Origin of the sequence: Lactobacillus sp. OTU4228, assembly GCF_001006945.1 — a bacterium.
Classification (GTDB): domain Bacteria; phylum Bacillota; class Bacilli; order Lactobacillales; family Lactobacillaceae; genus Lactobacillus; species Lactobacillus amylovorus.
Map to the genome: position 1 here is coordinate 1 of NZ_CDLD01000040.1, position 13,165 is coordinate 13,165.

Genomic DNA, 13,165 nt, shown 5'->3' on the forward strand with positions numbered 1-13,165 from the left:
AGCACCCATACCAATACCTGAGCAGATACCGCCTGAGATAGTGTTTGATGAAGTTACGTATGGGTAAGTACCTTCGTCAATATCAAGCATAGTACCTTGTGCACCTTCAAAGAGGACCTTTTCGCCGTTATCAAGTGCATCGTTAACCAAAACTGAAGTATCAGTAACGTACTTCTTCATCTTTTGGCCGTATTCATAGTACTTGTCAAAAATGTCTTCAAACTTAAGAGCTGGCTTACCATAAACCTTAGTAAATAATTCGTTCTTAAGTTTCAAGTTAAGGCGTAATTTTTCTTCAAAAGTATCTTTTTCAAGTAAATCACAAACGCGAATACCGATTCTTGAAGCCTTGTCCATATAAGTTGGTCCAATACCATTCTTAGTAGTACCAATCTTGTTAGCACCCTTAGCTTCTTCTTGGTATTCATCTTGCTTAATGTCGTAAGGCATGATGATGTTAGCACGGTTAGAAATTCTTAACTTGCTGGTGTCGATTCCGTTCTTTTCCAAGTTATCAAGTTCACCAAACATAACTTCTGGGTTGATAACTACACCGTTACCAATTACTGCACCCTTAGATGCGGCAAAAATACCGGAAGGAATCAAACGCATCTTGAACTCTTTGCCATCAATATCAATTGTGTGGCCTGCGTTGTTACCACCATTTGAGCGAACTGCCATTGCGGCTTCTTTACTCAAAAAGTCAGTAATCTTTCCTTTCCCTTCATCGCCCCATTGACTACCTACGACTGCAACTGCTGTCATTTGAAATTCACCTCATAAAAAATTTCTATAAATATTACGTAAGCTAGTCTAGCAATTTGTAAATTATTAGTCAATGCAAAATCCGAATTATTTTATTTTTATTTTCTTTCATAGTTCGATTTTTATATTGACAAATTAAATTTTATCCCATATAGTAGTTTTCGTTTGGTAAAGCACTACATAAGGAGCAAATCAAATTGAGTAATTATTTTAGTATGGAAGCCTTTGATTATGATGATATCCAACTTATTCCTAATAAAGGAATCATCAAAAGCCGTCGTGACGCGGATACTAGCGTAAAGTTCGGAAGCCGAACGTTTAAAATACCGGTTGTACCAGCTAATATGGAAAGCGTCATTAATGATGACTTGGCCGTTTGGTTAGCAGAAAACGGTTATTACTATGTAATGCACCGTTTTGAACCGGAGAAGAGAATTCCTTTTATCAAGATGATGCACGAAAAGGGCCTCTTTGCTTCTATTTCAGTCGGTATTAAAGATAGTGAATATGATTTTATCGACGAATTGGTTAAGCAAAACCTTAAGCCTGAATACATCACAATCGATGTAGCCCATGGTCATTCAGTTTATGTAATTAAGATGATCAAGTACATTAAGGAAAAATTGCCTGATTCATTTTTGACTGCTGGTAACATTGCTACACCAGAAGCCGTACGTGAACTTGAAAATGCCGGCGCTGATGCCACTAAAGTTGGTGTTGGTCCTGGTCGTGCCTGCATCACCAAACTCAAGACAGGCTTTGGTACAGGTGGCTGGCAACTGGCCGCACTTCGTATGTGTAGTAAGGTGGCTTCAAAACCATTAATCGCAGACGGTGGTATTCGTCATAACGGTGATATTGCGAAGTCTGTTCGTTTCGGCGCTACAATGGTAATGATTGGTTCAATGCTTGCAGGACACCAAGAATCTCCAGGTAACGTCATTAAGATTGACGGCAAGACTTATAAACAATACTGGGGCTCAGCTTCTGAAGTACAAAAAGGTGCTTACAGAAATGTGGAAGGTAAACAAATGTTAGTGCCATTCCGCGGCTCAATTAAAGATACTTTGCGTGAAATGCAAGAAGATTTGCAATCATCTATTTCTTACGCGGGTGGTCGTGACCTTAATTCTATCAAGTTAGTTGACTACGTTATTGTAAAAGACAATATTTTTGATGGCGACAGATAGCGGATACTAATGGTTTTCGTTACAGTTTCATTATTTTTTTGTTAATAATTTTAAGATAGTATAGTTTTATTGTCATTTTTTCGATAGAATAGTATAGGTCTAGTTACTGGAGGGTAGACAGTAACTAGGCTTTTTTATATTTTCGGGCATTTTTTCAAAAATAATTGGACATCACTCATATTTGTGTTATACTAATTGAGTTGAAAGACAGACGCGCCCTTAGCGCAACTGGATAGAGTGTCTGACTACGAATCAGAAGGTTGAAGGTTCAAATCCTTCAGGGCGCACTTAAAAACGGGAAATGGCTCAGTTTGGTAGAGCACCTGGTTTGGGACCAGGGGGTCGCAGGTTCGAATCCTGTTTTCCCGATAATATTAAAAGAAGCATTTCCTAGGAAATGCTTCTTTTTTTGTCTTATTGCTTAATTTTATTCTTGCTTGGCTGCTTTTCTAAAGATCACGCGTGTATTCGAGCTAATGTAGTCAAGCAAAGCCAAATCATACGTCTTAACCTGCCCTAGGACATTAACTTTTTGATCACATGGTAAATCACGTTTGGTAATCTGAATCTCGCCTTCATAGCGCTGATACAGGTTATTATCAATCGTCACGCTGCCTTTAGGACGGGCGTAAATATTGTCTTGTGGTTCTGTAGGTAAAAGACGCTTCTCCCTACTCTCCTGCAATCTGACAACGTCACGTGCGACATCAGGTCTATTGTGCCATTCATTTTCAAACAATTCTGGAATATCAGTATCAAGATGCAACGTAATCGCATTCTCTTTTTCATAATTGGTGATTGTCTCGATTGCATCCCTAGTTAATTGAGGATCCCCTACAAAAATGTAGTCACAATCATATCGCTTTAATTCCAAAATTGCAGCCAATGGATTCTCATATCTTTGCTTTTCAAGCGTTGGCAATCCAGCAAAGATTGGACCACGCAACTTGCCATTCCCTGCAATAAAGGCCGCGGTCTTTAAATCATATTTGTGCAGCCACTTATTTTTCTCATGCATCCAATGAGCTTCAAGTCCAGTCTCAGGCCGTGGGTAGAAGTTATGACCTGCAGTTAACTTTTCAAAATTAGCATTGCTGTATTTCAAATTATCAATGTCATCTTGCGTAATCGTGCTGGCATTAAGCACCACTGGCATCTCTTTAGACAGCTTGGCAATCATTTCAATTGAAAAGCCCTCGTCTACCCGAATACCCGTTAGATTCAGACTCTTGATTTGTTGTACGCTGTTAACATTGATGTCTAGATTCTGCAGGATTGGTTCTGAAACGTCCGCAATAATTTTCAAATCCAACTTTTGACACCAATCAGTCAAATTGGCTAGTCTTTTTAAAATAGTTTCACTATCGGTATCTGCCGCTTCAAGCTGGGTAAATACACACGTGAAGCCACTATTTCGCATCGCTAATAAATAATTGTAATCCTCGGAAGTTAAATCATGTCCGAGATAAACTGAAAAACCTAACATTCTTATCCTCTAAATTTATGAATATCTTTTATATCTATAAGTAAAACGCTTTCTCAACTATCATAGCACAAATTTTTCTTGCTTTTTTGTTTGAAATATTGTTAAATACATATAAATAAATTAAAAAGCTATGAAAAAGACGAGTAAATAATCTAATTCTTTCCAGTGAATTAGTGCTAGTGCGAAACTAATAGACCCTGGATTATTGAAAAACACTTTTAGCAGCTCACCGAACTAACAATTCTTATAGTAGGTTGAGACGTCTCCGGTACGTTACCACGCCGGTGGAGCATGATAGTGCTTCATGAGGAGGTCTATTTATAGACAACATGGGTGGTACCGCGGAAAAAGCCTTTCGTCCCTAACAACTAGGGAGCGAAGGGCTTTTTCTTTACTCTCAACTAAAAACAAAAATAATTTTTAGAAAGAGGATTTTTATGGAACTTATTTTACCTGAAGATTACCGTCCAACTTTAACTGTCCGCGATACCGAAGCTGCAATTGTCTACATTCGTGAGACTTTCCAAGACAAGCTCGCTTCTATCTTAGGCGTTCAAAGAATGTCTGCACCAATGTTTGTCGAAAAAAATACTGGTTTGAACGACAACTTAAACGGTGTTGAACGTCCTGTTGCTTTTGACATGAAGGCTATGCCGAAAGACGATACCATCGAAGTTGTGCACTCTCTTGCCAAGTGGAAGAGATTAGCTCTTAAGAGATACGGCTTCGGTATGCATGAAGGTCTCTACACTAACATGAACGCCATTCGTCGTGATGAAGACCTCGACAACTTCCACTCAATCTACGTTGACCAGTGGGATTGGGAAAAGATCATCCGCAAGGAAGAACGTAACACTGATACTTTGGAAATCACTGTTAACAAGATTTTTAGAGCTATCAAAGAAACCGAAAAATTAGTTTCAGCTCGCTACCCTGGTTCTACTTACCGCTTGGGTGATCACGTTTCATTCATTACTACACAAGAATTGGAAGATCGTTGGCCTGAACTTTCACCAGAAGAACGTGAAGACAAAATTGCTAAGGAAGAAAAGGCTGTCTTTATCATGAAAATCGGTGACAAGTTAAAGCGTAGCGGTAAGCCACACGATGGCCGCGCACCTGACTACGATGACTGGCAATTAAACGGTGATTTAGTCTTCTGGTATGAACCATTACAAAAGAAGCTTGAGATTTCTTCAATGGGTATCCGTGTTAGCGAAGAAAGCTTGCGCGAACAACTTAAGAAAGCCCACTGCGAAGAACGTGCTAAGTTACCATTCCACCAAATGCTTTTAAAGGGCGAATTACCATACACTATCGGTGGCGGTATCGGTCAATCACGTCTCTGCATGCTTTTACTTGGTAAAGCCCACATCGGCGAAGTACAAGCAAGCATCTGGCCAAAAGACATGGTTGAAAAGTGTGAAGCAGACCACATTCATTTACTTTAAAAAACGCAATAAAAAAAGTGCATCAGCTGATGCACTTTTATTTTTTACTAAATTATTTCCATTCGCTTCTTGAAATCCAAGACATGATCAATGGCAAAATTACGAAGCCGAAGACCATCATTGCGATGGCATACCAGTTAACGCCAACAATTTGACCTGCCGCATTAGCTACACCGAATTGAGCCTTCCAGTTGTATTCAACAAGCAAGAAGACAACGATCACGATTGATAAAATTGGCACAACAACATCAGTCCAGGCGTTCTTGTCTGCCTTCAAGACTTCTTCCTTAGTCTTGCCACGGTAGAATTGAATAACCGCAATTGGCACAACGATGAAACCTAAGAATCTAACCATGGCACTCAAAGTGATCAAGTTAACCATGTTGTATTCAAAGGCCATTGGAATTAAGATTGCTAAACCTACTGAGATAAAGAAGGTTCTAATTGGAAAATTATTCTTAGTTCTCTTAGTAAGAGCCTTAGACATTTGACCTTCACGGGCCATTGCTTCCAAGATACGTGGTGCATTAAAGCTAGATGCGACATTAATTCCGAACATGGAAACAAGCGCACCAACCAAGATCACGTCACGCAAGATTTCATTCTTAAAGATAGCAGCAACCGCTACAACTTGCTTAGTTGTCATAAGAGCCTTAGGGTTAAGGACCATAGCAACTGCTACAACGCCAATATAAACTACCGCAATGATCAAAATAGCCAAAGGAATTGCACGTGGCAAGTTCTTTTCAGGATCCTTCATATCATCGGAACCTGAAGCTACTGATTCAAAACCAGTAAAAGCATAAAACGCTGAAACGATAGCCATAACGAAGGTCGTAGTAGTTAAAGTAGGTACAATTTTTTGACCATTTTGATTAATTTGATCAACCTCAGATAAGTTGCTTGATGCACCTGTGGTAATTAATAATATTACCCCGGCAATAATGATTAAAACTAAGGCAGCCAACTTACCAATAGTGGCCAAGTTCATCACCCACTTCAATACGCGTTGACCAAATAAGTTAATAATCGTAATGATAGCCATCAAGATTAAGAAGCCAACCGTTACGTTTAATGCTTTATTTGGGTCGCCGCCAAAAATAGAAATGGTCGACTTAATAACTCCGACAGCCATTACACCCCATGCAACGCTGGCTGAGAAGTAACGCAAGACACCCATGTAGAAGCCGACCTTTTCACCAAAAGCGGCCTTAGAGTAGGCATAAGCGGCGCCTGACTTAGTTACATATTTTGATGCGGCCGCAAACGAAACTGCCAAAATTGAGGCAAAGATTGCGGCAATAAAGTAAACAATTAAGGCTTTAGAACCGGCTTGTTGAACCACACTACCTGGAGTTAGGAAAATACCTGAACCGATAATAGCGTTAATGGCCAGCAAGACAATTGACCAGAAGCCTAATTTATCTCCTGTTTTCTCATTCATTTAATGTTCCCTTTTCTTATTTTGCATTCTCAATTACAAATTTGAATAAATTATTCATGAAGGCAACTTTAGGATTACGGTGCAACATTTCCGGATGCCATTGAACCGCGATCACATTGCCTTTTTTGTTTTCCAACCCCTCAACTACACCATCTGGAGCAGTTGCGGAAGCAATAAGATCTGGAGCGACATCTTTAATTAATTGGTGGTGGAATGAATTAACTCTAAATTCTGTCTTACCCAAAACTTTAGCCAATTTACTATCTTCTTTTACCTTCATTCCATGAGTTGGCAGGTCAGGCGTATGACCTTGCATGTGCTTCAAAGTTAATTCTTTGCGGTAAGAAAGATCTTGATAAAGCGTGCCGCCGTGCGCAACGTTAATGATTTGAGCGCCACGACAAATACCAAGAACCGGAATTCCATTTTCTTCGGCCAATTTAAGCAAGCGCATATCAAAGTGATCACGCTCTGGCCAAGTTGCGCCAATTTTTTGTAAAGGTTCTTCACCGTAACCATGTGGATCAACGTCGTGACCACCAGAAAGGATTAAACCTTGGACATGGTTAAGTTGTTCCCTAATTACCTCATCATCCTCAGTAAACGGAATGATGTAAGGCACACCGCCATTTTGTACTACTGAATCAACGTAGTCTTCGTTTACATAGCTACGATGATATCCTGGAAAAATACCTCCATCGTCGATAATTACGGAACCAGAGATTCCAATAATTGGTTTACTCATACTTACTCCTCCTTACTTACTTTTAATACGTGATTAATATTATAGTTAATCTACCAAAAAAGTCCAATTAATATTTGTAATTGGACTTATAAGTTTAGCTTATTTTAAATTTTGATGTCTATTTAGCCTTTTTACGATGCTTAATTACATAAACTACAGCTGCCACGATCAAAACAATGGCACCAACTGTAACTGAAACACGTGTCTCCGGATTAATGAACATGAAGATTACGATTAAAGTTAACATGAACAAAGCAAAGTAATTCGAATATGGATATAGTGGCAATTTAAATGGATGCTTTTCCATTAAATGCGGATTCTTACGTCTAAATCTTAATTCTGCAAGCAAGATAACGAACCATGCCACCATTCCTGGTAAAACTGAGGAACTATAAATAATGACAAAGACGTTTGACAAAGACTTATTAAAGAATTGAATAATCACATTCAACATAAAGCCCAAGAAAATTCCTGACGTAATACCGATAATTGCGTGACTTGGAACAATTCTCTTTGACACGTACTTAAATGTTTTTGGCGCTTCACCTTCATGAGCCAATTTATAAAGCATGCGACTTGAAGAATAAATACCTGAATTAGCCCCTGATAAAGCTGCGGTTAACACAACGAAGTTAATTACAGAAGCTGCGGCCGTAATCCCTACTTTAGCAAAGGTATTTACAAATGGTGAACCAATACTGCCAAGTTCGTTCCAAGGATAGATGGTCACAATTACGAAGATAGCTCCTACGTAAAAGATTAAGATTCGCCATAAAACAGATTTAACACTCTTCACAATTGCTTCTTGAGGGTTGGCTACTTCACCAGCAGAGATCCCAATTAGTTCGATCCCCTGGTAAGAACCAACGATAATGGCCATTGAGAAAATGAAACCTTTTACACCGCCTGTGAAAAAACCACCATGACTCCATAGGTTAGAAAAACCAACTGGGTGTCCGCCATTACCAAAGCCGAATAAGATGACCATAAAGCCTAATACAATCATCAAAATAATCGTGACTACTTTGATCATCGCAAACCAGAATTCTAGCGTTGCATACGCTCTAGCACTGGCTAAATTGGCTAGCAATAAGAACAAAATAATGACTATACCAGCAATCCAGTCGCTTGTACCAGGCCACCAGAAACGCAAATATTCTGTAGTCGCCACAACTTCTGAAATACCTACAACGATATATTGAAAAACATTTGCCCACTCTGCCAAATATCCGGCAATTGGATGCACGTGTGTTGAGGCATAATCCGCAAAAGAACCAGTACCAGGATCAACATAGAGCATTTCTCCCAGAGCTCGCATTACGATATATAAAATCAATCCTACAAACATGTAAGCAAGCAGTACTGATGGACCAGTCCACTTAATAGTTGAAGCTGAGCCCATAAATAGACCCACTCCGATCGCTCCCCCGAGCGAGATCATTTCCATTTGTCCGGCCGTCATCGACCGCTTTAATTCAGGTGCTTTCTTTGCCATACACAACTCCCCTTCTTAGCATCTGCCAAAAATCACTTAGGAAATACTTTCATTCTTCTTGATAAAACTATAACTAATCGCCAAAATTACGATAAAAATAATCGAAATAATTAAAGCCAATTTTGTTGATTCAATAAAGAACAGCAAAATTAAAATTGCAACATAAAATGCAATTGTGAGCCAGCTAGTCAAAGGATAACCAGGCATTCTAAATTCACCGAGGTTGTCCTTATTTTGTCTACGGTACACAACATGCGCAGCCATGATCATGATCCAAACGATAACGAAACAGATGGTAGAAACTGTCGATACCACATCGAAGATCCTAGCTGGCATGACATAGTTCAATATTACCACTACAAATAAAATCGTCGATGAAGTCATTAAAGCATTCATTGGAATAGCTTTACTTGTTAAATTGCCCAACTTCTTAGGAGCATGACCGTTACGTGCCAATGAATAAAGCGAACGACTCGTTGAAAAAATTGCGCTGTTAGTAGCAGATAATGCAGCTGTCAAAACGACAAAGTTCAAGATTCCTGCTGCAGTGGTAATGCCAATTCCTGTAAATACTTGGACAAACGGACTAGACGTCGTTTTAATTTGGTTCCATGGATAAACTGACATAATAGCCAGCATTGATCCAACATAGAAAAGCCCAATTCTGACTGGCAAAGTGTTGATTGCCTTTGGAATATCTTTATGCGGATCAGCTGTTTCACTAGCAGTTTGACCTACGATTTCTACCCCAACAAAGGCAAAAACTACCATTTGAAAAGAGAGCAAAAAGCCCCAAATTCCGGTTGGAAAAAAGCCACCGTGACTAACTAAATTGGTTAGCGAAACGGTGCCGCCCTTAACCTTGGTTTGCAGCACGATCATCACAGCACCCGTAACGATTAGTGCAACAATAGCGATCACTTTGATCATGGAGAACCAGCTTTCAAGCTCCCCAAATAGACCGACATTAACCATGTTAATTAGCATTAATAAAACGACGATAACCAGTGATCCGACCCATTGCGGCAGCCATGGAAACCAGTAACGCAGATAGATCCCTGTAGCGGTCAAATCGGCCATGGCCAAACTAAGCCAGCAGGCCCAATAGGTCCAGCCTGCTACAAATTCGGCACGCTTACCTAAATACTTTTTAATCGATTCCAAAAATGAGTGGCTGTCGGGATCGGCTAAAATCAATTCGCCTAACGCACGCATCATAAAGAACGTGATAATCCCGACAATCAAATACGACAAAATAATCGAGGGTCCGGCACTGTGAATGGCCGAACCTGACCCTAAGAATAAGCCTGTACCAATGGCGCCCCCTATTGCGATCATTGTTACATGACGGCTTTTCAGTCCCCGTTTTAACTTTTTACTCTCATTCACAGTGTCACCTTCCCTAAGTAGAAAAAAAGAGCGACCGACAATGAAACGGACGCTCCATCAAAATTCTTTTTGTTTTGAATTATAAAGCCATCTTACTTTTTGCGCAATTCTTTTTTGGCATGATTGTTCAAGTAAGCAGTAAAAATCAGAATTGCGATCGCTACCAAGCCAAAGACGATTGCACTTACATCTAGTACTCCCATCATTGGGAAGCAAGCAATGATCTCAAGCACCATCAAAGCGGTAGTAATCCAGGCCACTTTACCGCGATAAAACTTCAACCAATTGATCACCGCGTAAACGATGTCTAAAACTACCAGAAGCAAGATTCCATAAACAAAGACATATTGTCCCCAAAGTGGCAAAGCCCAAATTGATGCGCCACTTGTTTCTAGCATAATGATTAACATAAATGCAATAAGTCCTACTTCCAGGCTGAGCACGATACGCATAAACACTAGTAACAGTTCCATGTTGCTGTGATCCATCTCTAAGTTAAAGTAGATTAGGCCCAGAATCGCAGGCGAAGCAAGTAGAACCATCAATAGTGAATAAAGTGCGCTATTAATTTGCCCTATACCCAGTGGCATCCCTGATAGAGCTTGGTCAAGCGTAAAGAAAATCGTAACCATCAAAGCTACAATCATCACTACTCGAACCCAATATTTTTTATCCGCAAAACAAAACGAAATAGCCGCAATAAAATATGCAATTCCAAAAATGGCTGCTTCAACAGCTGAATAACTTGGCCAGCGCAAAATGAAAGCTAGGATTCCTGATGCAATGGCCAAAACTGACAATATTATTTTGATAATTAAATCAAATGTTTTCTTATTCATATTCCTATCTCTTTACTCGAATTGTATTACTTTCATTATAACAAAAAGGATATTTCCGAAGAAATATCCTTTCAGTTTAATATACTTTGAATTGATTGAATGGCCAGTATCTTAGCTTAACGACACCCACAATGTTCTTACGCTTGATCGTACCGATATAACGACTATCCTTTGAAACACTTCGGTGGTCACCCATTACGAAGTAGGTTCCTTTAGGAATACGGTTTTGTTGATTAATATACGTTAATTGCGACTTGGTGTAGTATTGCGCAAATTGGCGTGATCTAGCAAGTGACTTCATTGTGAAGTTTTGCGTAGCTGCAAAGCTAGTATCAGTTGCAGTGTCTTCCATCTTCCGGCCTTGAGCCAGCCATGGTTGAGCCAACTTCTTGCCATTGATATAAATTTGATTGTTCTTGCTGACGATCTTTTCGCCAGGAAGACCGATCACACGCTTAATATACAAAGCACCTGGTTCATCCGGTGCCTTAACGATTACTACTTCACCACGTTTAATTGCGGCATGACGCACAGAAATTAAACGTTGTCCGTTTTCAAAACTCGGTTCCATTGATGGGCCGGAAACTGTATCGTTGCTCAAGACAAAGCGGAAGAGCAAGAAAAAGATTCCCATTAACACGGCCCAAATAATTACTACATCAAGGACAAATCTGCCCCATGATTCATTTTCTTCTTTTTGTTTACCCATATAAATCTCCAATAGTTTTTTTACTTAGAATACAGCTAAACACAAAATTTAGCAAAAAAGCCGTGATAACAAAAAAAGGATATTCCCGGGGGAATATCCTTTTAATAATTAACTACTAATTAGTCTTCTTTCTTGTCGTCAGCCTTAGCTTCGTCTTCCTTAACCTTTTCTTCAATCTTTGGAGAAATGTCGAAGATTGCTTTGCCGTTCAAGTACAAGTGCTTGTCGTCAGCAGTAAATTCAACCTTCTTAGTGTCAGGTTCTCTTAAGATCAACTTAGCAGCTGGAGTTTCAAGGTTTTGTTCAACAACTCTTCTAAGTGGACGAGCACCGAACTTCTTGTCGTAACCCTTTTCTGCCAAGAATGCCTTAGCTTCGTCTGAAACTTCAACAGTTACACCCTTCTTAGCAAGTACGTGGGACATCTTCTTCAAGTAAATGTTGATGATCTTGCCCATGTCTTGTTCAGTAAGTGAGTTGAATGGAACGATTGCGTCCAAACGGTTCAAGAATTCAGGTCTGAAGTAGTTTTCAAGAGCTGAGATTAACTTGTCTTGGTCAACCTTGCCGTCTTCAAGAAGCTTGTCTGAGAAGCCTGCGTTTGAAGTCATAATCAAGATAGTGTCTTTGAATGAAACGGTTCTGCCTTGTGCGTCAGTCAAACGACCATCGTCCATAATTTGGAGAAGTGCGTTGAAGACTTGTGGGTTAGCCTTTTCAATTTCATCGAACAAAATCAATGAGTATGGTTGGTGACGAACTTTTTCAGTTAATTGACCACCTTCACCGTAGCCAACGTAACCAGGAGCTGAACCGATTAACTTGTTAACAGCCATCTCGTCTTGGTATTCACTCATGTCCAAACGGATTAAGTGGTCTTTGTTACCAAATAATTGGATAGCTAATTGCTTAGCAAGTTCAGTCTTACCAACACCAGTAGGACCAGTAAGTAAGAATGAACCAGTAGGACGATCGCTGTCTTTAAAGATTTGCTTACGAGCAATAGCGTCAGTAATTACATCAATTGCTCTGTCTTGGTCAATAACGTTTTGCTTTAACTTCTTAGCAAGGTCTAAGTTCTTTTGAGCTTCGTCAGCGTGGAGTTCGCTCATAGGAATCTTAGTCTTTTGCTCAATAATTTCGTAGATGTCTTTCTCAGTTACTTCTGGAGTATTCTTAGTGTCTACGTTCTTAAGTTGCTTTTCAAGGTCAGCAATCTTGTTCTTAATTTCCGAAGCCTTGTCGTAGTCTTCAGCCTTAGCAGCTTCTGACTTCTTAGCTTCAAGAGCATTGATTTGATTCTTCAAGCTCTTTTCATCAGTTGGTTGTACAAGCAAAGCCTTCTTAGCACCAGCTTCATCCATCAAGTCGATGGCCTTGTCTGGTAAGTAACGACCTTGAATGTATCTTTCTGATAATTCAACGGCTAATTTAAGGCTGTCGTCAGTGTATTTTACGTGGTGGTAGTCCTCGTATTTCTTCTTCAAGCCTTCCAGAATCTTAACAGCTACATCAGTAGTAGGTTCTGGAACTTGTACAGCTTGGAATCTACGTGATAATGCTGGGTCTTTTTCAATTCTTTGGAATTCGCTTGTAGTAGTAGCACCGATTAACTTCAAGTCACCGCTTGCAAGAGCTGGCTTCAAGATGTT

11 protein-coding genes, 2 tRNA genes and 1 other annotated feature are annotated in these 13,165 nt (G+C 39.7%); of the genes, 4 read left to right on the forward strand and 9 right to left on the reverse strand.

From position 1 onward, the window contains the following. Positions 1-765 (reverse strand): adenylosuccinate synthetase (locus BN1206_RS08710; RefSeq protein ID WP_197072927.1); only part of this gene is annotated, 765 nt, incomplete at its 3' end. Positions 766-962: 197 nt separating this feature from the next. On the opposite strand from BN1206_RS08710, the gene BN1206_RS08715 reads away from it, so the two are divergent. From BN1206_RS08715 to BN1206_RS08725, 3 genes are all read left to right on the forward strand, one after another. Next, positions 963-1,955: a GMP reductase gene (locus BN1206_RS08715; protein ID WP_013438737.1), complete on the forward strand. Its 993-nt coding sequence runs from the start codon at positions 963-965 to the stop codon at positions 1,953-1,955. Between the two features lie 213 nt (positions 1,956-2,168). After that, positions 2,169-2,242 (forward strand) — tRNA-Arg (locus BN1206_RS08720). 8 nt (positions 2,243-2,250) lie between these two features. After that, a tRNA-Pro gene (locus BN1206_RS08725) sits at positions 2,251-2,324 on the forward strand. A gap of 58 nt (positions 2,325-2,382) precedes the next feature. Here BN1206_RS08725 and BN1206_RS08730 read toward each other — a convergent pair. After that, positions 2,383-3,441 carry a DUF871 domain-containing protein gene (locus BN1206_RS08730; RefSeq protein WP_052543263.1) on the reverse strand — a complete coding sequence of 353 codons (1,059 nt, stop codon included), beginning with the start codon at positions 3,439-3,441 and terminating at the stop codon, positions 2,383-2,385. A gap of 121 nt (positions 3,442-3,562) precedes the next feature. Further along, positions 3,563-3,807, forward strand: a binding site (T-box leader). A gap of 71 nt (positions 3,808-3,878) precedes the next feature. Here BN1206_RS08730 and asnA point away from each other — a divergent pair. Continuing rightward, on the forward strand, positions 3,879-4,892 hold the full coding sequence (gene asnA / locus BN1206_RS08735) for an aspartate--ammonia ligase (RefSeq protein ID WP_014566233.1): 1,014 nt from the start codon (positions 3,879-3,881) through the stop codon (positions 4,890-4,892). A 52-nt stretch (positions 4,893-4,944) separates the two neighbouring features. Here the strand turns inward: asnA and BN1206_RS08740 are convergent, their stop codons facing one another. From BN1206_RS08740 to BN1206_RS08770, 7 genes are all read right to left on the reverse strand, one after another. After that, positions 4,945-6,336, reverse strand: a complete 1,392-nt coding sequence (locus tag BN1206_RS08740) for an APC family permease (protein ID WP_014566234.1) — start codon at positions 6,334-6,336, stop codon at positions 4,945-4,947. Positions 6,337-6,352: 16 nt separating this feature from the next. After that, the gene (locus tag BN1206_RS08745; protein WP_013438741.1) at positions 6,353-7,081 is read right to left on the reverse strand and encodes a gamma-glutamyl-gamma-aminobutyrate hydrolase family protein; all 729 of its coding nucleotides are present in this window, start codon (positions 7,079-7,081) and stop codon (positions 6,353-6,355) included. Between the two features lie 118 nt (positions 7,082-7,199). Further along, positions 7,200-8,576, reverse strand: a complete 1,377-nt coding sequence (locus BN1206_RS08750) for an amino acid permease (protein ID WP_046433371.1) — start codon at positions 8,574-8,576, stop codon at positions 7,200-7,202. 36 nt (positions 8,577-8,612) lie between these two features. Continuing rightward, on the reverse strand, positions 8,613-9,914 hold the full coding sequence (locus tag BN1206_RS08755; protein ID WP_022087759.1) for an amino acid permease: 1,302 nt from the start codon (positions 9,912-9,914) through the stop codon (positions 8,613-8,615). Between the two features lie 143 nt (positions 9,915-10,057). Continuing rightward, positions 10,058-10,804, reverse strand: coding sequence for a hypothetical protein (locus tag BN1206_RS08760; RefSeq protein WP_052543264.1), 747 nt, complete (start codon positions 10,802-10,804; stop codon positions 10,058-10,060). 76 nt (positions 10,805-10,880) lie between these two features. Beyond that, entirely contained in the window at positions 10,881-11,513 is a 633-nt protein-coding gene (gene lepB, locus BN1206_RS08765) for a signal peptidase I (RefSeq protein ID WP_013438745.1), read from the reverse strand. Between the two features lie 119 nt (positions 11,514-11,632). Continuing rightward, on the reverse strand, positions 11,633-13,165 hold a 1,533-nt coding region (locus BN1206_RS08770), incomplete at its 5' end, for an AAA family ATPase (RefSeq protein WP_052543265.1).